Annotated in this window: 25 protein-coding genes; 15 read left to right on the top strand and 10 right to left on the bottom strand. The window is 68.4% G+C overall.

The annotated features are described in order from the left end of the window. Positions 1-24: 24 nt before the first annotated feature. The 5 genes from NDR87_RS29015 to NDR87_RS28995 all read left to right on the top strand — a co-directional run bounded on the left by NDR87_RS29015 (position 25) and on the right by NDR87_RS28995 (position 3177). Positions 25-627: a hypothetical protein gene (locus NDR87_RS29015; protein ID WP_251916632.1), complete on the top strand. Its 603-nt coding sequence runs from the start codon at positions 25-27 to the stop codon at positions 625-627. A 28-nt stretch (positions 628-655) separates the two neighbouring features. Beyond that, positions 656-1087, top strand: a complete 432-nt coding sequence (gene aroQ, locus NDR87_RS29010) for a type II 3-dehydroquinate dehydratase (protein ID WP_251916635.1) — start codon at positions 656-658, stop codon at positions 1085-1087. A gap of 80 nt (positions 1088-1167) precedes the next feature. Next, a complete protein-coding gene (locus tag NDR87_RS29005; RefSeq protein ID WP_251916638.1) occupies positions 1168-2097 on the top strand; it encodes an ABC transporter ATP-binding protein in 930 nt (309 codons plus the stop codon). Beyond that, positions 2094-2945 carry an ABC transporter permease gene (locus NDR87_RS29000; protein ID WP_251916641.1) on the top strand — a complete coding sequence of 284 codons (852 nt, stop codon included), beginning with the start codon at positions 2094-2096 and terminating at the stop codon, positions 2943-2945. Before NDR87_RS29005 ends, NDR87_RS29000 begins: the two co-directional genes overlap by 4 nt. Beyond that, positions 2935-3177 carry a helix-turn-helix transcriptional regulator gene (locus NDR87_RS28995; RefSeq protein ID WP_251916643.1) on the top strand — a complete coding sequence of 81 codons (243 nt, stop codon included), beginning with the start codon at positions 2935-2937 and terminating at the stop codon, positions 3175-3177. The genes NDR87_RS29000 and NDR87_RS28995 overlap by 11 nt, the downstream gene beginning before the upstream one ends. Before the next feature lie 16 nt (positions 3178-3193). Here the strand turns inward: NDR87_RS28995 and NDR87_RS28990 are convergent, their stop codons facing one another. After that, a complete protein-coding gene (locus NDR87_RS28990) occupies positions 3194-4102 on the bottom strand; it encodes an NAD(P)-binding domain-containing protein (RefSeq protein WP_308212164.1) in 909 nt (302 codons plus the stop codon). A 129-nt stretch (positions 4103-4231) separates the two neighbouring features. Here NDR87_RS28990 and NDR87_RS28985 point away from each other — a divergent pair, with 129 nt between their 5' ends. Beyond that, a complete protein-coding gene (locus NDR87_RS28985; RefSeq protein ID WP_251916873.1) occupies positions 4232-4546 on the top strand; it encodes a helix-turn-helix domain-containing protein in 315 nt (104 codons plus the stop codon). Between the two features lies 1 nt (position 4547). On the opposite strand, the gene NDR87_RS28980 is transcribed toward NDR87_RS28985, so the two are convergent. The 3 genes from NDR87_RS28980 to NDR87_RS28970 form a co-directional block, all read right to left on the bottom strand. After that, complete coding sequence (locus NDR87_RS28980) at positions 4548-5657, bottom strand: glycerate kinase (protein ID WP_251916647.1); 1110 nt, start codon at positions 5655-5657, stop codon at positions 4548-4550. A 57-nt stretch (positions 5658-5714) separates the two neighbouring features. Next, positions 5715-6269, bottom strand: a complete 555-nt coding sequence (locus NDR87_RS28975) for a hypothetical protein (protein ID WP_251916649.1) — start codon at positions 6267-6269, stop codon at positions 5715-5717. Between the two features lie 155 nt (positions 6270-6424). Next, on the bottom strand, positions 6425-7960 hold the full coding sequence (locus tag NDR87_RS28970; RefSeq protein WP_251916651.1) for an alpha/beta hydrolase: 1536 nt from the start codon (positions 7958-7960) through the stop codon (positions 6425-6427). 86 nt (positions 7961-8046) lie between these two features. Here NDR87_RS28970 and NDR87_RS28965 point away from each other — a divergent pair, with 86 nt between their 5' ends. The 4 genes from NDR87_RS28965 to NDR87_RS28950 all read left to right on the top strand — a co-directional run bounded on the left by NDR87_RS28965 (position 8047) and on the right by NDR87_RS28950 (position 10442). Further along, positions 8047-8364, top strand: a complete 318-nt coding sequence (locus NDR87_RS28965) for a GNAT family N-acetyltransferase (RefSeq protein WP_251916653.1) — start codon at positions 8047-8049, stop codon at positions 8362-8364. A 92-nt stretch (positions 8365-8456) separates the two neighbouring features. Beyond that, entirely contained in the window at positions 8457-9071 is a 615-nt protein-coding gene (locus tag NDR87_RS28960) for a YqgE/AlgH family protein (RefSeq protein WP_308212161.1), read from the top strand. 64 nt (positions 9072-9135) lie between these two features. Next, positions 9136-9726, top strand: coding sequence for a sigma-70 family RNA polymerase sigma factor (locus NDR87_RS28955; protein ID WP_251916655.1), 591 nt, complete (start codon positions 9136-9138; stop codon positions 9724-9726). Further along, complete coding sequence (locus NDR87_RS28950; RefSeq protein WP_251916658.1) at positions 9723-10442, top strand: anti-sigma factor; 720 nt, start codon at positions 9723-9725, stop codon at positions 10440-10442. The genes NDR87_RS28955 and NDR87_RS28950 overlap by 4 nt, the downstream gene beginning before the upstream one ends. Positions 10443-10474: 32 nt before the next feature. Here NDR87_RS28950 and NDR87_RS28945 read toward each other — a convergent pair whose 3' ends face one another. Genes NDR87_RS28945 through NDR87_RS28930 form a run of 4 tightly spaced genes read right to left on the bottom strand, consistent with a single transcriptional unit; the run spans position 10475 to position 14926 of the window. Next, complete coding sequence (locus tag NDR87_RS28945) at positions 10475-11554, bottom strand: histidinol-phosphate transaminase (RefSeq protein ID WP_251916660.1); 1080 nt, start codon at positions 11552-11554, stop codon at positions 10475-10477. Beyond that, on the bottom strand, positions 11551-12591 hold the full coding sequence (locus tag NDR87_RS28940; RefSeq protein WP_251916662.1) for a 3-oxoacyl-ACP synthase III family protein: 1041 nt from the start codon (positions 12589-12591) through the stop codon (positions 11551-11553). Before NDR87_RS28940 ends, NDR87_RS28945 begins: the two co-directional genes overlap by 4 nt. Before the next feature lie 8 nt (positions 12592-12599). Next, the gene (locus tag NDR87_RS28935; RefSeq protein WP_251916664.1) at positions 12600-13259 is read right to left on the bottom strand and encodes an SRPBCC family protein; all 660 of its coding nucleotides are present in this window, start codon (positions 13257-13259) and stop codon (positions 12600-12602) included. Further along, the gene (locus NDR87_RS28930; protein ID WP_251916666.1) at positions 13256-14926 is read right to left on the bottom strand and encodes a thiamine pyrophosphate-binding protein; all 1671 of its coding nucleotides are present in this window, start codon (positions 14924-14926) and stop codon (positions 13256-13258) included. Before NDR87_RS28930 ends, NDR87_RS28935 begins: the two co-directional genes overlap by 4 nt. Before the next feature lie 143 nt (positions 14927-15069). On the opposite strand from NDR87_RS28930, the gene NDR87_RS28925 reads away from it, so the two are divergent. From NDR87_RS28925 to NDR87_RS28910, 4 genes are all read left to right on the top strand, one after another. Beyond that, positions 15070-15591 carry an EXLDI protein gene (locus NDR87_RS28925; protein WP_251916668.1) on the top strand — a complete coding sequence of 174 codons (522 nt, stop codon included), beginning with the start codon at positions 15070-15072 and terminating at the stop codon, positions 15589-15591. A gap of 121 nt (positions 15592-15712) precedes the next feature. After that, positions 15713-16669: an ATP-binding cassette domain-containing protein gene (locus NDR87_RS28920; protein WP_372494325.1), complete on the top strand. Its 957-nt coding sequence runs from the start codon at positions 15713-15715 to the stop codon at positions 16667-16669. Continuing rightward, on the top strand, positions 16666-17442 hold the full coding sequence (locus tag NDR87_RS28915; RefSeq protein ID WP_251916672.1) for an ABC transporter permease: 777 nt from the start codon (positions 16666-16668) through the stop codon (positions 17440-17442). The genes NDR87_RS28920 and NDR87_RS28915 overlap by 4 nt, the downstream gene beginning before the upstream one ends. A gap of 127 nt (positions 17443-17569) precedes the next feature. Further along, positions 17570-17968 carry a cupin domain-containing protein gene (locus NDR87_RS28910; protein WP_251916673.1) on the top strand — a complete coding sequence of 133 codons (399 nt, stop codon included), beginning with the start codon at positions 17570-17572 and terminating at the stop codon, positions 17966-17968. On the opposite strand, the gene NDR87_RS28905 is transcribed toward NDR87_RS28910, so the two are convergent. Both NDR87_RS28905 and NDR87_RS28900 read right to left on the bottom strand, forming a co-directional pair. Then, positions 17953-18570, bottom strand: coding sequence for an HAD family hydrolase (locus NDR87_RS28905; protein ID WP_251916675.1), 618 nt, complete (start codon positions 18568-18570; stop codon positions 17953-17955). The genes NDR87_RS28910 and NDR87_RS28905 overlap by 16 nt on opposite strands. A gap of 3 nt (positions 18571-18573) precedes the next feature. Beyond that, positions 18574-19032 carry an SdpI family protein gene (locus NDR87_RS28900; protein WP_251916677.1) on the bottom strand — a complete coding sequence of 153 codons (459 nt, stop codon included), beginning with the start codon at positions 19030-19032 and terminating at the stop codon, positions 18574-18576. A gap of 63 nt (positions 19033-19095) precedes the next feature. On the opposite strand from NDR87_RS28900, the gene leuS reads away from it, so the two are divergent. Further along, on the top strand, positions 19096-21966 hold the full coding sequence (gene leuS / locus NDR87_RS28895; RefSeq protein WP_251916679.1) for a leucine--tRNA ligase: 2871 nt from the start codon (positions 19096-19098) through the stop codon (positions 21964-21966). Positions 21967-22138 lie beyond the last annotated feature (172 nt).

The raw sequence follows: 22138 nt of genomic DNA, 5'->3' as shown, positions 1-22138 counted from the left end.
TGCAGAAGCAAGCGAGGTATACCCATGAAGCACGGATACCGCGGCCGCGGATTCGGCCGCCCCGGCGGCTGGCAGCAGGCCGACCTACCCGATGCCGCCGATGCCGCGGACTGGTTCGCCGGAAGATTGCCCGCCGACTGGTTCGCCGGACCGCCGACCGTCGAGATCGATCGGGACGAGATCGTCGTCATCGGCCAGTTGCCCCTGCCCACCGGGCCGGTGGACGCCGAACAACCCGCCGACGCCGAACCGCCCACGGGTGCGGTGCCCAAGGCCACCCGCGACGGACTCGTCGCGCGATTCCGCGAGTCCACCCGCCCGGCCCGCATGCAGATCGCCCAGGAGGCGCAGGCCCGCTACGGCCGCAGCGTCGCCTGGGGCGTAGCGGTCGGCGAGGAGCGCGTGCTGTTCACCCATCTGGCCGTTCCGGTCATGACCCGGCTGCGCCAGCCCGAACGCAAGGTGCTCGACACGCTGGTGGACGCGGGCGTGGCGCGCTCCCGCGCGGATGCGCTGGCCTGGACGGTGAAGCTGGCCGGTAAGCACGCCGAGGAATGGCTCGAGGAACTGCGCGCGGCCATGCGCAAGGTCGACGATCTGCGCGCGGAGGGCCCGCGCGGGCTGTGATCCGGCGCCGAGCGACTAGATTCGGGGCATGGCACCGATCCTCGTGCTCAACGGCCCGAATCTGAATATGCTCGGCACCCGCCAGCCCGAGGTGTACGGCTCGGAGACCCTCGGCGACGTCGTCGAGCTGTGCCGCCGGACGGCCGCCCGTTTCGATCGGGAGATCGTGGCCTTCCAATCGAATTCCGAAGGGGCGCTGATCGATCGCATTCACGCCGCGCGCGGGAACGAGTCCGCCATCGTGATCAATCCGGGTGGGCTCACCCACACCTCCGTGGCGCTGGCCGACGCCCTGGTGATTCCGGAGGTCCCGATCGTCGAGGTGCACATCTCGAATGTGCATGCCCGCGAGGAGTTCCGGCACCACTCCTATGTCTCGCCCATCGCCACGGCCGTGATCGCCGGGATGGGCATTCAGGGCTACGCGGCCGCGGTCGAATTCCTCTGCCTGCGGGGCTGAGCAGGCCGACAATTCCCTTGCTCGTCCCAAAATGTAGTAGATATGCTACATCGCATCCTGGGGCTACTACGGAGGGCAGGATGACGGTAGGAGACAGCGTCGTGCTGGACGTCCGCGGTCTGCGGATGCGATACGGCACGCGGGATGTATTGCGGAATGTGACCTTTCAGGCCCACAGCGGCGAGGTGCTGGTGCTGCTCGGCCCCAACGGCGCGGGTAAGACCACCACGATCGAGGTGCTGGAGGGCTTCCGCATGCGCTCGGCCGGGGAGGTCTCGGTGCTCGGGACCGATCCGGCGCACGGCCGCGAGACGTGGCGGGCGCGCCTCGGCGTGGTGCTGCAGTCCTGGCGCGATCACGGCCGCTGGCGGGTCCGCGAATTGCTCGCCCATCTGGGCACCTACTACCAGCCGTATTCCACCGACACCATCCGAAGGCCTTGGGACACCGACGAACTCATCGCCGCCGTCGGCCTCACCGAACAGGCCGACAAGAAGATCAGCACTCTCTCCGGCGGTCAGCGTCGTCGCCTCGACGTCGCGATCGGCATCGTCGGCCGCCCCGAACTGCTGTTCCTGGACGAGCCGACCGCGGGCTTCGACCCACAGGCCCGCCGCGAATTCCACGATCTGATCCACCGCCTGGCCGACGACGACCGGACCACCATCCTGCTCACCACCCACGATCTGGACGAGGCCGAGAAGCTCGCCGACCGCATCCTGATCCTGGCCGGTGGGCGCATCATCGCCAACGGCTCCGCCGACGAGCTGTCGCGGCGGATCGCCGGTGAGGCCGAGGTGAAGTGGACCCGCGACGGTCAGCGGTTCGTGCACACCACCACCGAATCGACCGAGTTCGTCTACGAGCTCTTCCAGCAGTACGGCGAACAGATCCGCGACCTCGAGGTGAGCCGGGCCTCGCTGGAGGACACGTACATGACACTGGTACAGCACTTCGAATCCGGTCAGGGCGAGACCGAGGTGCACGCCCTGGAGGAGGTGATCCGATGAACCCGATGACCGTGGCGGTCCGTGCCGGGGTGACGCGCGGGCTGATCGAGACCAAACAGCAGTTCACCAACGGCATGGATCTGTTCGTCCAATTCTTCTGGCCCGTCCTGATTCTGGTGGCCCTGTTCCTCATGCGGAACGGTCACTTCGAGGCGACCGGGATCGGCCTGGGCGCGCTGGCCCTGCCGGGTGTGCTCGGCATGATGGTCGCCTCCGGCGGCATGATCGGCATCGCGCAGTTCCTGGCGGTGGATCGCGAGGATGGCACGCTGTTGCGGGCCAAGGCCGTGCCCAACGGGATGATCGGTTATCTGATCGGCAAGATCGTCATGACCACCAGCACGATCCTGGTGCAGGTGGTGGTCACGCTGGCATTCGGCCTGTTCTTCCTCGATGGCCTGGATCTCACGCAGCCCGGCGCGTGGTCGACGCTGGTCTGGGTGTTCGTACTGGGCATGCTGGCGACGCTGCCGCTCGGGGCGGTCATCGGTTCGGTCTTCGAGAATCCGCGCTCGATCGGCTTCATCTCGTTCCCGATCATGGGGCTGATCGCGATATCGGGCATCTTCTACCCGATCACCTCGATGCCCGGCTGGGTGCAGGGCATCGCGCAGGTGTTCCCGATCTACTGGCTGGGTCTGGGCATGCGGTCCGCGCTGCTGCCCGGCGAGGCGGCCGTCGTCGAACTCGGTCATTCCTGGCGGCACTGGGAAACGGTCGGCGTGCTGGGCGTATGGACGATTCTCGGGCTGGCCATCGCACCGATCGTGTTGCGGCGCATGGCTCGTCGTGAATCCGGTTCCAGCGTCGCCGCCCGGCGCGAGAAGGCGATGCAGCGTGCCTACTGAGGTCATCTACAACCGCATCGCGATGCTGCGCGCCGAGCGCGGCATCTCGCGGCGGCAGCTGGCCGAGGCGCTCGGGGTGCACTACCAGACCATCGGCTATCTGGAACGCGGTGAGTACAGCCCGAGCCTGCATCTGGCGCTTCGAATTTCGGAATATTTCGAGGTGCCGGTGGAGGTGATCTTCTCGACCCGCCCGTTCCCCAGGCTGGGGTCCGCGACGGAATCGGCCTGATCACCGTTTGCCACCGTCACTTCCGGTCGCCGCGCAGCAACGCGTGCAGGGTGACCGGCTCGCCGGAGCCCTCGTTGGCCTGGACGCCCCGACGCCACAGCGCCTGTGCCGCATGGGAGATCGAGGCGTCCACGCCGACCTCCTCGCTGGCGTCGATGATGTGCTGGGCACCGGCGTCCATCATCTTGTACGAGGCCACGTCTCCCCAGCCGCCGGCCTTGGTTGCCGCGGCGTATTCGGTCATGAAGAACGGGTACGCCTCGGCCGAGCGCAGCGCATAGGGCAGGAACTGATCGATGTCGTGGCCGGAGCGCTCGATCAGGGCCAGGGCCTGGTACCACCCGAGCAGCCAGGGGTGGAAGGTGGTCAGCAGCGCCTGGTAGAAGACCTGCGACAGACCGTCGTCGGTGCCGAGGTACTCCTGCGGGCTCAGCGGCCGCAGCAGTTCGGCGTGGGCCTCGAACACCTCCTTGGGGCCGCTGTAGAACAGATAGGACGCGGGGTGGCCGATGTTGTCACCGGCCGACATGAAACCGCCCGAAATGAACTGCGCCCCATGCGAACGCACCCAGGCCGCGCCCTTACGTGCGTTCTCCGGCGAGTCCGAGGACAGATTCGCGATCACCTTGCCCGGCAGGTGGTCCAGGGCCTGGCCGAGCACGTCGTACATGGCGGCGTAGTGGGTCAGGCTGAGCACGATGACCTCGTTGGCGTCGAGCGCCTCCGCGAGGGTGGTCGCGCGGATCGCGCCCAGGGCGGCCATCGCCTCGGCCTTGTCGGCGCTGCGGTTCCACACGGTCACCGCGACACCGGCGTCCAGGAAGGCCCGGACCATGGCCTGGCCCATGGGGCCGAGACCGATGACGGTGACGGATCGATCCGACATTGTGTTCTCCTTCGATTTCGTTCGACTTCGATATGCGATGTTCAGCAAAAATCGGGGGTCCGGCAATAACGCACTTTCGGATGTGGTTGCTTACCCAGAGGTACGAAATACGGTCAGGAGGTCGCGGTGACGACGGGTAGTGACGCGGTTCACGACGGCGTGTGCGGGATGTCGGTGGCCATCGACGTGGTCGGTGGCAAGTGGAAGCTGCATCTGATGTGGGTACTGGGCGAGGGGCCGCAGCGGTTCGGGCAGATCCGCGCGCTGCTCGAAGGGGTGAGCGAGAAGGTGCTCACCGAGAACCTCCGACATCTGGAGGCCGCCGGTGTGGTGCGCCGGGAGATCTACCCGGAGGTGCCGCCCCGGGTGGAGTATTCGCTGACCTCGCTCGGCGAGGAGCTCAACCGGGCGCTGAAACCGCTGGAGCAGTGGGGCGACCGGCACCGCGACACGCTGTCGGGGCGCATACTGGCCACCACCTGATTCAGGACCGCAGGTGCTCGCGGGCAATGCGGGCGCCCAGCTGTTCGAGCAGCGGACCCGCCCCGACCATCGAGCGTCGCGGGTCGGGTTCCAGCTCGGACAGCGCATAGCAATCGGCGAAACCCGCGGCCCGCCAACGGCTCTCGTCGAGCAGGCAGCGTCCCGCCACGGCGACGACGGGCACGCCCGCCGCCCGGGCCGCCGCGCACACGCCCATCGGAGCCTTGCCGTGCAGGGTCTGCTCGTCGAAGGAGCCCTCACCGGTGACGACCAGATCCGCGCCGCGCACCTCGGCGGCGAAGTCGATCAGCTCCAGCACCACCTCGATCCCGGGCCGTTCCACGGCCCCCAGCAGCGCCATCGCCGCGAAGCCGGTACCACCGGCCGCCCCCGCCCCCGGCCGCTCGGCCACCTCCGGATCGACCACTCGCGCCCAATTCGCCAGCGCCGCATCGAGAATCGCGCACTGCTCGGGATCGGCGCCCTTCTGCGGCCCGAAAATCGCCGCGGCGCCGCGCGTTCCGAGCAGCGGATTGTCCACATCGCTGGCGAGCACGATCGACGTCTCCCGCAGCGCGGGATGCAAGCCCGACCGATCGATCCGATCGGCTCGCGCGAGCGCCGCTCCGCCCCTGGGCAATTCACACCCCGCGGCATCCAGAATCCGCAGCCCGAGCGCCTGCAACATCCCCGCCCCACCGTCGGTCGACGCGCTCCCGCCAACCCCCAGCACGATATCCCGCACCCCCCGATCGAGCGCATCGCCGATCACCATCCCAAGCCCGTAGGTGCTCGAGCCCATCGGCTCCGCCCGTCCCCCAGGCAATTTCGCCAGCCCGACCACACCCGCCAATTCGACCACCGCGGTCCCACCCCGCACCGCATAAACCGCCTCGACAGGCATCCCGGTAGGCCCGACCGCCCCAACCCGCACCGCCTCCCACCCCGCCGCCACGAACGCCCCCACGGTCCCATCCCCACCATCGGCAACCGGCATCCGCACCACCCCGACCTCCGGCCGCACCCGCGCCACCCCCGCCGCCAGCGCCGCCACCACCTCCCCCGCGTCCAGCGACCCCTTGAACTTGTCCGGCGCCAACACCACCCGCATTTCCCCATCCTCCCGCCCACCCCGCCACGTCGGCATCTCGCGTGGCCTATCCGGACCTCAGGATTGCTCGCACTCGCAGAGACCCTCCTTGGTGAGCAGGGCTTCCTGCTTCCGCAGCTTGTCGAGGAAGACCTCCTTCATGTCGTCTTCGCCTTTGATGCCGGGGTCGAGTTTGGTGCCGTACTTTTCGGTGTAGGTCTTCAGGTTCGAGACGAACTTCTCTCTGGCATCGGCGTTGTCGCACAATTGGCGCGCGTAGTACTTGCCCAGCTGCGCTTCGGTTAGCCCCACCGGGGGAGCCCACGGCTGACCCTTCGCGAAAGTGACCTTCAGCGCCTCGTCCGTCGGGGAGGTGACGAAGCGCAGCGGTGAGATGTCGTATATTTCCCACCACTTCTTGATGCCCGCGTCGGAAAGCCCCACTCCCTCGAGATCGTCGGGCAGTGCCTCGGATTCACTACAGAGCGCCTTGTCAACCTTGCCCACCCGTTCGAAGTAGTCGGCGTCGTTCAACAGCTCGTTCTGTACCTTCCCGACGTCGTCGGCCGGGCTCGCACCGGCGAGCGCCCCGGGCACCGCCAGCGTACCGGCGACCGCCATTCCGATCAGCACACTTGCGATCCTGCCGATGCGCGGCACACCCGACCTCACAATCGCATTCCTCTCGTGTCCGGCCCGAAACGATCGCCACCATTCGGAAGCGACAACAGATATTCGACGCCACACTCGGCCCGGATAGGCGCGACTCCGACCGCCCGGCGGGGTTGTCAATCCAGCGGGGCCTGATCCGCGTGACTTATCGGGGTTTCGCCGGTGCGGAGGTAGGTGAGGACGGCTTGGTCGACGGTGGGGTTGCCGCGGGCGAAGGTGCCGTGGTCACCGCCTTCGATGGTGATGAGGTGGCCGTGGAGGGTGGCGGCCAGGGTGGGGGCGCCTTCGTAGGGGGTCAGGGCGTCGTGGCGGCTTTGCAGGATCAGGGGTGGGGTGCGCAGGCCGTGGTCGGTGATCGGGACGGGGGTGGTGGACGGGGGCCAGTCGTCGCAGGCTATGCCGGAGCGGATGAGGTCGGCGCGGGCGTTCAGGGCGTTGCCGCCGGAGGCCACCGTGGTGGCGGCGGTGGCGATCAGTTCGGGACGGGCGGGGATGGCGTTCTCGTTGCAGGTGATGGCGGCGAAGACGTTTCGGCCCGTGGGGTCGGTCGCGGCCACGCTCGCGAGGGCGCGCACGAGGCGAGCGTCGCTCGGGTTCGCGTCCGCCTCGGCCATGGCGCGGGCGAAGCTCGGCCAGAAGGCGCGGGTGTAGGTGGCCACGGCGGTGGCGGACAGCAGCGGCACCTGGGCCGACGCGCCGCCGGAGGCCAGGATGCGAGCCAGGTTCTGCAAACGGCCGATCTGGTCGCGGCCGCCGTTGAAACCGTCGCGGGCGATATCGGCCAGCGGCTCGGGCAGCGTCGCGGACATATCGGCGGTGGTCGCGGGCGGCGGGGTCAGATTGGCGTACCAGCCGCCACCCTGGGCGACCACCAGGCGCACCCAGTTCTGGTACACCCGCAGCGGGGTCGCGCCCAGGTGATAGTCGCCGTCGCGGGTCGCGATCCAGGCGAACAAATCGTCCAGCCGCTGTTTCCCGGCCAGTTGCTGCTGCGCGAATTGCTCGGTCCACACCCAGGCCGGATTCACCGTGGAGTCCAGCACCATTCGCTCCACCCGCCGCGGAAACAGCGAGGCGTACACCGCACCCAGATACGTACCGTAGGAGACGCCGAGAAAGCCGATGCGCTCCAGCCCGAGCGCCGCCCGTACCGCGTCCAGATCGCGCGCGGTGTTCTCGGTGGTGATGGTCGACAGGTAACCGGGCCGACCGCGCTCACAGGCGGCCCGGGTCACGGCGCGGCCGCCGGAATCGCATTCCAGTGGTGTGGACCAGCGCATACCGCGCGGCTGCACCGCAATTCGGTCGTAATGCGCATTCAGCTCATCCGGAAATGCCAGGCCGGGCCGCACCCAATAGTCCAGTGCGTCCGCACCGGGTCCACCCGGATTGGCGAATATCGTTCCCCACCGCTGTTCGGTGGCGCGAACGCGACTCACCGTCAACTCTATTCGGGGCCCGGTGGGCGAACCGTGGTCGCGCGGCACCGCGACCACCGCGCATTCGACACCGCGACCGGACGGCACCGCGCCGTCCGGACAGGGACCGAACGCCGGCGCGGCGTGCGCGGCGGGCACCCCGGTGAGCAGTTGCGCGCTCAGCAACGCGGCGAACACCCCTACCCCCGGGCGAAACACCCGTCGTGTCAGCACCTGCGCCATTCTCGCGTGACAACTCGAACGCGACAACCCGGGCCACTTACCCACAATCGGCAACCTTCCCGTTCTAGGCTCAGCGGGTGCCACAGGCCCTGACAGTCAGCAACAACGCCGCCCTCGACCGCTTCGAGTTGCACATCGATGGCAATCTCGCCGGTACCGCGGAATATCAGGAGACCGCGGGCGAGCGCGCCTTCGTACACACCGAGATCTATCCGCGCTACGAAGGCCAGGGTTACGGCCGCAAACTGGTGCAGGCCGCGCTGGACAACACCCGCGCGGAGGGCTTCGGGATTCTGCCGCTGTGCCCGATGGTTCATCATTTCGTGGAATCGCGACCGGAATATGTCGCGTTGGTCCCGCATTGGGCCCGTGAAAGATTCGGCCTACCGCGTTGAGCGCCCCGGGATGTCGGACAACGTGACGGCATGCGCGGTAAATGGACACACCTTGACCGGCATAGGGGTTGTTCCGATGCGATGATGGCGGGGTGGCACGCGCAGAGGAACACGGCGATCGTTCGCGACGCGAATTCCGGCACGAGGACCAAGCGGTCCGGCCCGGCACCCTGCTGGTCTCGGCGACCGATCTGGTCGAGCCATCGTTTCGGCGCACCGTCGTCTACATCGTGGAGCACAACGACGCGGGCAGCCTCGGGGTGGTGCTGAACCGCCCCAGCGACACCGCCGTCCACGACGTGCTGCCGCGCTGGGCCGAACTGGCCGCCCCGCCACGCGCGCTGTATCTGGGCGGACCGGTCAAACGGGATGCGGCCCTGTGCCTGGCCACCGTCCGGGTCGGCACCTCCATCGATCGCGTCTCGGGCCTGCGCCGGGTGGACGGCCGGGTGGCGCTGCTGGACCTGGACTCCGATCCGGAGGCGATCGCGCCGCTGGTCGAGGGCATCCGCATCTTCGCCGGATACGCGGGCTGGACCTTCGGCCAGCTCGAGGGCGAGCTGGAACGCGGCGACTGGATAGTGCTCTCGGCGCTGCCGTCGGACCCGATCGCTGGGCGCACCGACCTGTGGGCGCAGGTGCTGCGCCGCCAGCCGTTACCGCTGTCGCTGCTGGCCACACATCCGATTGAACTGGAACGCAACTGAGATACGTATCCACCCGGTGTGGGCAGTATCTCGCGATCCCGACGCCGACTGACCAGGTGAGCGCATGGCCGGTTCAGCAGGGACGCCCGGCGACGGGGCCGACACCCGGCCGTCTCTCATCGGCCCGCCGATTCCGGACGGGACCGACGGGGACCCGGCGCAGGCGCGGCTGCTGCGGGCGCTCTACGACGAACACGCGACGGCCCTGTGGCGATACACCTACAGCCTCGTCGGGGATTCCGGGCGGGCCGAGGACATCGTGCAGGAGACGCTGCTGCGGGCCTGGCAGCGCCCGCACATCCTCGATCAGTCCGCGGCGTCCGCGCGGGCGTGGCTGTTCACCGTGGCCCGCAACATGGCCGTCGACGAGCACCGCAGCGCTCGGCATCGACGCGAGTACCGCACCGACTCCCCACCCGAACAGGCCAGCCCGGATCAGGCCGACCGCGCCCTGGACGGCTGGTTGATCGCCGACGCGCTGGCCCGACTGAGTACCGATCACCGCAATGTGATCGTGCGCGCGTACTACCGCGGCCTGTCGACCCAGCAGATCGCGACCGAACTGGCCATCCCCGAGGGCACCGTGAAATCCCGGCTGCACTACGGCATGCGCGCCCTGCGCTCGGCACTACAGGAGATGGGGGTGACCAAATGACCGATGACGAGTACGCGACGTGGGACGCGCCGTACGTACTCGGCACGCTGGAGCGGAACGAACGCCTGGCGTACGAGGCGCATCTGGCCATCTGCCCCCGCTGCCGTGACGCGGTCGGAGAGCTGGCCGGGTTGCCGGGCCTGCTCGGCCGGGTGGACGCGGAAGTCGCCCTGGCGCTGGTGGATCCGAGCCGCGGGGAACCGGACGGCGCGCGGGTCGCGGAGGTCGCGACGAAATCCCCGGATCTGCTCCCGCTACTCGCGCACCGAACCCGCGCACAACGACGGCGAGGCCGTCTGCTGGCGGTGGGCGGTGCGGTGGCCGCCGCGGCCGCGGCGGTGATCATCGCGGTTCCGATCACCGCGACGGTCACCCAGCACAGCGCCTCCCCGGCGACCCAGCACATCGTGGCCGAGCGACAGCTGGAACCGGTGGCGGCGACCCCGGTTTCGGCCAGCTTCAAGGTGATCGACGCGGGCGGCAAGGCGACCGTGGAGATGTCGTGCCGCTACGCCCCGGGCGGGCTGCCGTACCAGGCCGGCTTCGAACTCTGGGCGACCTCGCGGACGGGCGGCTCCGCGAAGCTCATGGGCTGGTCCGCCGGTCCGGGCGAGGCCCTGACCATGACCCGGACCACCGAGCTGGCGCCCGATCAGATCGCCTCCCTCGAGGTGCGCACGGGCGGCGGCGCGACGATCCTGCGCGCCACGCTCTGAGTCGACCGGGAACTACGTGCCGAACAGATTCGTCAGTTGCCCGAATCTCGTACCGTCACCGACCGAAGCCCGCTGTCCACGCGCCGGAGGCCACGCGAATCGGGGTCGCCGAGGGCCTGCCGGACCGCGGCGTCGGCGGCTGGATCACCGACCGCGATGCGCGCGCTGCCGTCCGGATAGCCCTTGGCCGCGATACCGGCGCGCGCGAGCCTGTCCACGATGCCGGGACCAGGCAGGTACAGGAAGTTCGCACGACCCCGTGGGACGCGAATGCCACAGCGCCGCAGCGCGATTCGCAACCGCTCACGCTCGGTCGCGATTCGCAGCACGCGTTCGGCCAGTTCCGCTTCGGCCGCATACGAGGCCGCCACGGCCGCGACGGCGGTCTCCGGAACACCGAACGGCAACTGCAGCCGGAGCACCCGCCGCACCAGTTCCTCGGCGCCGAAGGCGTATCCGATCCGCAGTCCGGCCAGACCGTACGCCTTGGAGAACGTGCGCACCACCAACAGATTCGGATAGCGGGCGATGAGTTCGTGCCGATCGAGTGTGTCGGTGGCGCCGAGGAATTCGACGTAGGCCTCGTCCAGGACGACCGGCACCCGTCGCGGAATGCCGAACAGGAACGCCCTCAGCTCACCGGCCGCCACCACCGTGCCGGTCGGATTGTGCGGACGGCAGACCGCGACCAGGGCGGTGCGCGAATCCACCGCCCGCGCCATCGCCCACAGATCCTGCCGCCCCGACGAATCCAACGGAATACCCACGGTTTCCATGCCGACCATATCCGCCAGGATCGGATAGCCGTCGAAGGTGGGCGCGGCGCACACCATGCGTCCGCCCGGATCGGTCAGCGCCCGCATGATCTGCAGGACGACGCCGGTCGCACCGGCGCCGACCGCCACCTGCTCGGCCCGTACCCCGAGATGAGCGGCGATGATCCGGGGCAGTCGCCGCGGCAAGAATTCCGGATAGCGATTGGCCCGCCCCAGCGCCCGCTGCACCGCGTGGAGCACCGACGGCAGAGGCGGAAAAGGGTTTTCACTCAAGCTCAGGTCGTAGCGCACCGTCGCGGAGGAGGACATCGGCTCGGTGCGCCAGGATCGGCTCATCCCGCCGCGCCCCAGCGCACCGCCGCCGCGGCCGCGAAATCCCCGGCATGGGCGAAGGCGGCCAGCAGCACCACCGAGCCGTTGCGCAGCCGCCCCGCCCGATTCTCGATGTCCAGGGTCACCGGAATGCCCGCGGCGAACAGATTCCCACAGGCGTCGAAGGAATCGGGATGCCGTTCGGGGGGCAGTTCCAACGCGTCGCGCCAATTGCGCAGGAACAGCCGATTGGGCTGATTGGTGACGAAGGTATCGATATCGCGGCCCTTGACGCCGATCCGCTCGCACACCGCGAGCGCGACCTCGGGCACCAGCCGGTTGCCCCGCGCGAACACCTTGGCGATCTTCGATTCGGTGAAGGTCACGCAGGCCTGGCCGACCCCGGGCTCCCAGTACTTGCGCTCGGAGCCGGTGCCGAAATCCATATCCCCGGCGAATTCCGGATAGGTGCGGCATTCGATGTCCAGGATCGGGGCCCGGTCGTTCTTCACCAGCAACCCGACACCGCAGCCGTCCCCGGGCACCGGCGCCTGGGCCAGCCCGCGAATCTCGGTCTGGGTGAACACCGGACCCGCGGTGTTCTGCACGACCGCGATCAGTGCGCTGCGCGCCGCGGTGGTCCGCAGGATCATCCGGCCCAGCTGCATCATGTGCACGAAGGCCGCACAGCCGCCGTTGTGCACGTCGTAGACCCAGCCGGGCCGCATGCCCAGCCGCCGTGCCACCTCCGGACCGCAGCCCATGACCGGATTGGTCGGCAGCTGGGTGTGGGTGAGCAGCACATCGATGGCCGGAAGCAGTTCGCGCCCATGACGTTCCACGAGCGGGGCGACCGCCCGCTCCACCATGTCGACCGCCGTCTCGTCGCGATCGACGTGATGACGCGCCTTCGGGGCGCGGAACATCACGTTCTTGGCCATGCGCTCGGAGCGAGAGAATCGGGTGAAGTATTCGGTGCCGACCGGCTCGCCGGGAAGATAACTGGCCACGTCGGCCAGGCTCACCGGGGGCGGCGCCGACCTCGAATCCGGGAGATCCATGGCACGCCTCACCGCATCCAGCCGGGTTTGATCGGAAGTCGGTGTGCGGCCCGGTATTCGGCGATGGCCTTGAGATTGTTCAGCTCCAGCTGGTGCCCGGCCGAGAACATCTCCCAGAAATCGCCGACCCAGACCGACCGTTTCGGCGGCGCGGCCTCGGGATAGGGGTTTCGCTCGTAGAACGGGTGGTGGCAATTCATCCACAGCACCACCGAACCCGGCTTGTCGAAGACCACCTGCGCGTCCACCACCCGCATCAGGTAGATCATCCACAGGTGCTCGCCCTGATCCCAGGCGCAGTGGTAGTCCACGGTCAGCGCGTCGGGATTGGCGACCGTGCGCGTGTAGATCCGGGTCTCCGACCCCAGCCGGTCGTAGGCCAGCCACAGGCCGGGCCGATCGGTTTCGACGAAGCCGCGCAGGCTGTAGGTCCATTCCTCGAGGCAGCGGGTATCGGCGAGGTATTCGTACAACTCGCGCGGCGGGGCATCGATATAGGACTGCACGGGACAGAATTCACCGTAGATCTGGTCGTGCGGATACACCGACCGCAGCATGTCCATGATGATCGGCGTGGTCGCCTCGCGATCGGAATTCTCGATGCGCAACACACCCGGAATCGCTTTTTCCGGAATGTCGCTGAGCGCGGGCAGGGCGCTGGTGGTCACGAATGCCTCCTCGGGGCGGACAGGAACGGGATGAACGGCGGGATCTCGTCCGGATCGCAGTCGATCGAAATGAACGACGGGCCCGTATCTTCGATACAGCGCTGGACGACGGCGGCCAGTTCGCCCGCGCCGCCGGGCGAATACGCGGGTAGCTCCGGAAACATCGCCGCCACGCCCGCACCCGGATGGGCGGGACGAAAGCGGTTGAAGCTGTACCGATCTCCGTAGTAGAGCTGCTCGCGGGTGACGCACATGGCGTGCGCGTTGTTGTTGCACACCACGAATGTCACGGGTAGTTCGTATTCGAGTGCGGTATGGATCTCCATGCCGTGCATGTAGAACGCGCCGTCGCCCGCGATCACGAAGGTGCGCCGCATGCCACCGCCGGGACGATGCCGCCGGGCGAACGCCGAGCCGATACCCGCGCCGAACGCGTAGCCCATCCCACCCATCCCCAGGGCGACCACGAAGCGGCCCCCGCGCGGCAGGCGCAGATGATGGACGACCGCCGCACCGGTATTGCCCGCGTCGGCGAAGACATCGGTCCCGGGTTCCAGTGCGGCATTGAGGATTTCGACGATATCGCGATAGCGCAGACCGGGCCCGTCCGCGGCGGGGACCGGCAGCGGCGTGAGAGGACGCGGCGGCGCGGCGGGGCCCGGGTGGTCCGCGCCCAGGTCGTCGGCCAGGGCGGCGAGGGTGACGGCCAGATCGGTCGTCATGGCGTACTGCCCGTCCGGATAGGGGCGCTCGGCCCCGATCCCGGCGAGCACCGGGTGGGTCAGCGCCTCGTCCAGGCCGGTGCGCGCGGTGATCGGCAGCCTCGTCCCGATCAGCAGGCACAGCGCCGACCCGCGCACCGCGTCGACCAGTTCCGGATGGCCCATACTTCCGGCCACCCCGCAGAATCCGGGCTCGTCGTGGTCGTAGACGTCCTTGGCGTCGGGCGCGACCCCGACCGCGGCCTCCAGCACGGCCGCCAGGCGGCACAGTTGTGCCCGCGCGTCGTCGCGAGCCACCTGATCGCCGGCGATGATCGTGATCTTGCCGCACGCCCGCGCCGCCCGCAGTTCGGCGCGGACGCGGGCGAGTCCGGCCGTGTCGGACCGGAATTCCGGGCGCGGCGGCCGGAACGACTCGGCCGCGATCACCGCCTCCTGGACGTCCTTGGGCAGCAGCAGTACCGCCGGACCGCCGCGCAGCGCCGCGCGCACCGCGCGGTCCAACTGGGCGGGCAGGTCGGCGGCGTGGGTCACGCGGGTGCAGTAGTACGAGATCTGATCGAAAAGCCTTGCCGCGTCGAATGTTCCGGCCAGACCGCTGGAATCCTGGAACGCCCCCTTACCCGCCAGGCCGGTCGGCGCCTGGCCCACCAGCGCCAGTACGGGTACCCGGGATGCGAACGATTCGGCAAGTCCGGCAACGAGATTCATCGCCCCGCCACCCGAGGTCGCCGCGACCACGCCCAGCCCCGCGGTGGAGCGGGCGTAGCCGTCGGCCATCGCGGCCGCCGAGAATTCGTGTTTGGCCACCACACCGGTCACGTTCGGAGCGTCGAACAGGGCATCGTAGAGGTCTTCGATATTGGCCCCGTCGACGCCGAAGACGTGCCGCACGCCGAGCTCCGCCACGGCCCGCACCAGGTAGTCCACCGTCCGCGACGGCATCGACGCTCCTCTCTGCCGGGCCCGGAAGCGGCACGCGTCCGACGTGGCCGCTCTCTTCCGGGATACGAGGCATGCGCGCCGAGGGTTCATCACTTTCCGATGCGCACTTGCCATGTACGTATACGTCTACATATAGTGGAGCCATGCCCAACAAGACGGTCTATGTATCCGACGACGACCTGCCCCTGTTCCAGCGGGCGCAAGAGCTGGTCGGCGGCAACCTGTCCGGGGCGATCGTAGTGGCGCTACGCCGATTCATCGAGCTCGAGGAGGGGCGACAGGAGGGCTTCGACGAGGTGGTCGTGCGGGTCGGCCGCAACGGCGCCCGGCAGGTCCGCTTCGCCGGGGCCTTGCTGGGCGAGTGGCGCGACATCAACGACAAGGATTGGCGCTACCTCCGCGTGTGGCGCAGCCGCAAGGGCAAGTTCGTCCTGCACACCCAGGTGTCGAAGTGGTCGGAATATCCCACCCAGACACACAAGAACTGGATCAAGGAGCTCACCGACTGGCGGCGGATGCTCGGCGTCGGCGATCCGGACTGGGGTGAGTTCTCCCTCGACATCTTCGACGCGGTGACCGACCTGAAGGACCGGATCCCCGACAGCCTCTACGCCCGCGTCGTCGATCTGGCCGAACATCCGCAGATCGAGGACCTCGACATCTGATCCGGCCGCACAACGCGGCCGCGCCCAACCGAATACGCACCGACCTTGATCGCGTTCACGCCGCGGTCACGGCGCGGTCCACCCATGCATAAATAACCATTCATTAATGAGAGGCACAGCCATGCACACCCGCCATCCAGACGCGGCCATCTCGGTCACCGGCCTGCGAAAATCCTTCGGCGACCACGTCGTACTCGACGGCATAGATCTCGCCGTGCCCCGGGGAACGATCTTCTCCCTGCTGGGTCCCAACGGCGCCGGGAAGACCACGACCGTGCAGATCCTGTCGACTCTGCTGCGCCCCGACGGCGGCGAGATCCGCGTCGGTGGCCACGACGTCACCGCCGATCCCGCTTCGGTGCGCGCGACAATCGGTGTCACCGGACAGTTCTCCGCGGTCGACGAATTGCTGACCGGCCGCGAAAACCTGATCCTCATGGGCGATCTGCACCATCTGCCCCGCAGCGAGAGTCGTCGGCTGGCCGATGAACTGCTCGGGCGATTCGATCTGCTCGACGCGGCCGACAAGCCCGCGAGCAGCTACTCCGGCGGTATGACGCGGCGGCTGGATCTGGCCATGACCCTGGTCGGTGGTCCGCACATCATCTTCCTCGACGAACCGACCGTCGGACTCGATCCGCGTAGCCGACGGGTGGTGTGGGATATCGTCCGCACCCTCGCCGCCGAGGGCATCACCATCTTCCTCACCACGCAGTACCTCGAGGAGGCCGACGAGCTGGCGCATCGCATCGCCGTACTCGATCACGGTCACCTCGTCGCCGAGGGCTCCCCCGACGAGCTGAAGCGGCTGGTTCCCGGCGGGCACATCCGGCTCACGCTGGCCGATCGCCGTGCCCTGAACATCGCGACCGATCTGCTCGGCGGCATGGCGCAGGTCGAGGACCTCACCCTGGCGGTGCCCAGCGACGGGGGCGTGAAATCGCTTCGCTTCGTACTGGATCGGCTCGACGCCGCCGGTATCGAACCCGAGGGACTGGTGGTGCACACCCCCGACCTCGACGACGTCTTCCTCAGCCTCACCGGCCAATCCGTCCCCGAGAAGGAGACCACACGATGAGTATCATGACCGATTCCCTGGTCGACACCAGGACCATGCTGCGCCGGAATCTGGTGCACGCCAAGCGATATCCCGGCATGACCGGTTACCTCGTCATCATGCCGGTGGCCCTGCTGCTGTTGTTCAACTACGTCTTCGGCGGTGCGTTGAGCAAGGGCATCGGCGGCGGCAAGTACATCGACTACATCACCCCGGGCCTGCTGCTGATCGTTCCGGCGATGCTGGTCGTCACCGTCGCGGTCGCGATCGCCACCGATATGACGAAGGGTTTCGTCAACCGGTTCCGGGCCATGCCGGTGGCGCATTCGTCGTTCCTCAGCGGTCAGGTGATCGGCACCATGATCCAGGGCCTGCTCGGACTGATCCTGACCCTCGGTGTGGCGCTGCTGATCGGGTTCCGGCCGCACGCGAACCTGCTCGAGTGGCTGGCCGCGTTCGGACTGATCGTGCTGCTGCTGTTCGGCCTGTGCTGGCTGGGTGCGGGATTCGGGATGGCGGCGTCCTCGCCGGAGGCCGCGAGCAATACTCCCTCGATCATCCTGTACCTGCCCATGCTGGGCAGCGGCCTGGTACCGACCGACACCATGCCCAACGGGGTGCGGCACTTCGCCGAATTCCAGCCTTTCACCCCGATCACCGAAACCCTGCGCGGCCTGTTGATGGGTTCGGAGATCGGTAACAACGCGATCATCGCCATCGCCTGGTCCCTCGCCTTCGCGCTGATCGGCTACCTGTGGTCCACCAGCCAGTTCCGCCGCAAGGCCAACCAATAGCGAGGGGCGCGTCCCGCCGCGTGTTCAGAAGCGGAGCACCCGTCCCGTTCCGCCCGCCACTTCTACTTGTTCCCCGTCCGGTCCGCCCAGCGGGCCGGGCGGGGATTCCCGCGAGCATCATGGACACGTGATCCCCCGTGGCGAACCCAGCGGCTTCCGCCCCAACCCACCGCCCGCGACCCGCACCCGCAGCCGCGTACTGGTCCGGCTGCGGATCGCTCGCTGGGAATTGGTATTGCGCCAGACCATTATCGAACCCGGCGGCGACAGTGGCTGGCACTATCACGACGGCACGCTGTTCGTGCTGGTGACCGGGAGTGCGCTCGATCATCCGGGCACCGACTGCGTGCCCGTGATCTACCGTCCCTGGCGGATCTTCCGCGAGCCGAGGGGGCCGGACCATGCCCATCTCGCCCGTAACAGCAGCACGAAACCGCTGCTGCTCACCGTCGTATATCTCAATCCGGCGGGCCGTCCGCTCTCCCGCGGCATCGACCCCCCGCCGTGCGCTCAGGCCGCGCGGTAATCGCGCAGCCAGTCCGGGAATGCCGTCAAATCCGGCAGCACCACATCGGCCCCGGCCGCGCGCAGCTCGTCGGCGTCGCACGGCCCGGTCGTGACGGCGACCGAATAGGCCTGCGCAGTCCGCGCTCCCAGCACGTCGCCGACGTGATCGCCCACGTACACGCTCGCCCCGTGCTCACGCAGGGCCTCGGCCTTGCGCTCGGCCCACAGATCCCCGATCACCGCGTCCGCGCCGATGCCCAGATGCTCGAGGTGCAGTTTGGCATTCGGCTCGAATTTGGCGGTGACGACCACGGCCCGGCCCCCGGCCGCCCGCACGGCCGCGACGGCCTCGCGCGCGCCGGGCATGGCGACCGTGCCGGTGATGGCGTGGGTGGGGTACATCTCGCGATACAGGTCCGTCATCGCGGTGATCCGCTCGGCCGGAAACCAGTGCGCGAGCTCGATTTCCAGCGGGGGACCGAGCCGGGTCACGGTGAGATCGCAGTCGATATAGACCCCGGTGCGCTCGGACAGGGCCTGGTAGCAGGCGCGAATGCCGGGCCGGGAATCGATCAGGGTCATGTCCAGGTCGAAGCCGACCGTGAACTCGGGCGCCGCCATATCTCAGTTGGCGGGCTGGCAGGCGTCGCGCAGCGAGCAGGCGCCGCAGGCGCTTCCGCAGCCGCCGATCTCCGGCGCGGGCGCGAGCCCCGCGATCGCCTGCGCGGCGGCGTTGGCCCCGGCGCCGAGGGTGAACAGGGCGATCACGGCGGCCACCACGGCGGCGGCGATTCCGGCGAGGCCCCCGGCCCCCAGCGCGATCAGGCCACCGGCCGCGAGCAGCACACCGGCCCCGACGGAGGTGGGCGCGGCCACCCGATTGGCGACGCGGAAGGTCTCCTCGGTCCGCAACGCCTCCTCGGTATGCACGCCGAAGAATCGGTTGCGGGGCAGTGAGCCGGTCAGCCCGAGTGCCCCGGTGACGACGGCCACAGCCGCCAGCACGAACAGGATCAGCGCCACCACGAACACCCCAGCCACGCTACCCGGCGCGCCCGGGTGCCCCTTTTTGGGCCCCGACATGGGCACGCTTTACCCTGGTGAAGACCTTTATCCGGGGATGAAGCCACAAACGAAGGCAGGACCGTGCAGGACACTCGTGCAACCGAAACGACCGGTGCCGTCGCGACCGGTGACAGCGACGTCCCCGCACACCGCTACAACGCCTATCTGGCCGGGCGCATCGAGAGCAAGTGGCAGCGGACCTGGGAGGAGCGGGGCACCTTCTTCGCGCCCAATCCGGTCGGCCCGCTGGCCGGTGACACCCCGGACGACAAGCTGTTCATCCAGGACATGTTCCCCTACCCGTCGGGCGCGGGCCTGCACGTCGGCCATCCGCTGGGCTATATCGCGACCGACGTCTTCGCCCGCTACCACCGCATGCACGGGCGAAATGTGCTGCACGCCCTGGGTTATGACGCCTTCGGTCTGCCCGCCGAACAGTACGCCGTGCAGACCGGCGCGCATCCACGGGTGACCACCGAGTCGAATATCAGCAACATGCGCCGCCAGCTGGATCGGCTGGGCCTGGGCCACGATCGACGGCGCTCGTTCGCGACCACCGACCCCGAGTTCTACAAGTGGACGCAGTGGATCTTCCTGCAGATCTACAACTCCTGGTACGACACCGCGGCCGGCAAGGCCCGCCCGATCGCCGAGCTGGAGGCCGAATTCGGTTCCGGCGCCCGGAAAACCCCGGACGGGCGCGCGTGGGCGGAACTGAGCGCCGCCGAACGCGACGAGGTGCTCGACTCGTATCGCCTGGTGTACCTGTCGGATTCGATGGTCAACTGGTGCCCGGGTCTGGGCACGGTGCTGTCCAACGAGGAGGTCACCGCCGAGGGCCGCAGTGAGCGCGGTAACTTCCCGGTGTTCCGCAAGCGCCTGCGGCAGTGGATGATGCGCATCACCGCCTATGCCGACCGGCTGGTCGACGATCTGGACCTGTTGGACTGGCCGGAGAACGTGAAGGCCATGCAGCGCAACTGGATCGGACGCTCACGTGGCGCGCAGGTGCGATTCGCTGCCGACGGCGAGACCATCGAGGTCTTCACCACCCGTCCCGACACCCTGTTCGGCGCGACGTATGTCGTACTGGCCCCGGAACACGAGCTGGTGGACCGCCTGGTGGCCGCGCGGTGGCCCGAGGGTATCGACCCGCACTGGACCTTCCAGTCCCCCACACCGGCCGAAGCCGTTGCGGCGTACCGCAAGTCGATCACCGCGAAATCGGATCTGGAGCGTCAGGAGAACAAGGACAAGACCGGTGTCTTCCTGGGCGCCTACGCCACCAATCCGGTCAATGGCGAACAGCTGCCGATCTTCATCGCCGACTACGTGCTGAGCGGCTACGGCACCGGAGCGGTCATGGCCGTGCCGGGCCACGATCAGCGCGACTGGGAGTTCGCCACCGCCTTCGGGCTGCCGATCGTGGAAGTCGTTGCCGGTGGGGACATTTCGCAGGCGGCGTACGGGGGCGACGGCTCGCTGATCAATTCCGACTACCTGAACGGCCTGGATGTCGAGGCCGCGAAGACGAAGGTGATCGAGCGGCTGGAGGCCGACGGCCACGGCCGGGGCACGGTGCAGTACAAGCTGCGCGACTGGCTGTTCGCCCGCCAGCGCTACTGGGGTGAGCCGTTCCCGGTGGTCTACGACGCCGACGGCCGCCCGCACGCCCTGCCGGATTCCCTGCTGCCGGTGCAGCTTCCGGAGGTCAAGGACTTCGCGCCGGTCACCTTCGATCCCGACGACGCCGACTCCGAGCCGTCGCCGCCGCTGGCCAAGGCCACCGAATGGGTCGAGGTCGAACTGGATCTGGGCGACGGACCCAAGACCTATCGCCGAGACACCAACGTGATGCCCAACTGGGCGGGCAGCTCCTGGTACCAGCTGCGTTACACCGATCCCACGAATACCGAGGCGCTGGCCGCGCCGGAGAACGAGCGGTACTGGCTGGGCCCGCGCCCGGCCGAGCACGGCGCGGGCGATCCGGGTGGCGTCGATCTGTATGTCGGTGGCGTCGAACACGCGGTGCTGCATCTGCTGTACTCGCGGTTCTGGCAGAAGGTGCTGTTCGATCTGGGCCATGTGTCCAGCTCCGAGCCCTACCGGCGGCTGTTCAACCAGGGCTATATTCAGGGCTACGCCTACACCGACGAGCGCGGCACCTACGTGCCCGCCGCCGAGGTCGTCGAGCGGGACGGAAAGTTCTTCTGGACCAATGAATCCGGCGTGGAGATCGAGGTCTTCCAGGAGTACGGCAAGATCGGCAAGTCGCTGAAGAACGCCGTCTCGCCGGACGAGATGTACGACCTGTACGGCGCGGACACCTTCCGCTTCTACGAGATGTCGATGGGCCCGCTGGACACCTCCCGCCCGTGGGCGACGAAGGACGTCGTCGGCGCGCACCGCTTCCTGCAGCGCGTATGGCGGCTGGTCGTCGACGAGGAGTCCGGCGACCTGCGGGTCACCGACGCCGCCCCCGCCGACGCCACGCTGCGCCTGCTGCACCGCACCATCGACGGCGTCGACGCCGATTACGCGGCCCTGCGCGACAACACCGCCGGTGCCAAGCTGATCGAGCTGACCAACCACCTGACCAAGGAATACCCCCAGGGCGCCCCCCGCTCGGTGGTCGAACCGCTGATCCTGATGCTGGCCCCCATGGCTCCCCACATCGCCGAGGAACTGTGGGAACGCCTGGGCCACACCACCGCCCTGGCCCACGGCCCGTTCCCGCAAGCGGATCCCGCTCTGCTGGTGGAGGATTCGGTCGAATACCCCATCCAGGTCAACGGGAAGGTCCGCAGCCGCGTCAGCGTCCCCGCCGACGCCGACCCGAAGGCGGTGGAGGCCGCCGCCCTGTCCGACGAGAAGCTGCTGGAATTCCTGAACGGGAAGGCGCCCCGCAAGGTGATCGTCGTCCCGGGCCGCCTGGTGAACGTGGTCGCCTGACCCCGCCTCACTCCGCTCGGCGGGGGAAGTGAAGAGGTTCCGCTCGGCGGGGAAGCGAAGCGGCTCCGCCCCACGAGGGAAACGAACAGGCTTCGCTCACCCGGGGGAGTCGGAGCTCTAGCTCGCCGGGAGAGCGAAGGGCCTTTGCTCGGTGGGGTGGAATGGTTTTCGC

The organism is Nocardia sp. CDC159 (assembly GCF_023740735.1).
In the GTDB taxonomy this organism is placed as follows: Bacteria; Actinomycetota; Actinomycetes; order Mycobacteriales; family Mycobacteriaceae; genus Nocardia; species Nocardia pulmonis.
This window is presented reverse-complemented; position numbering and strand designations above follow the sequence as displayed.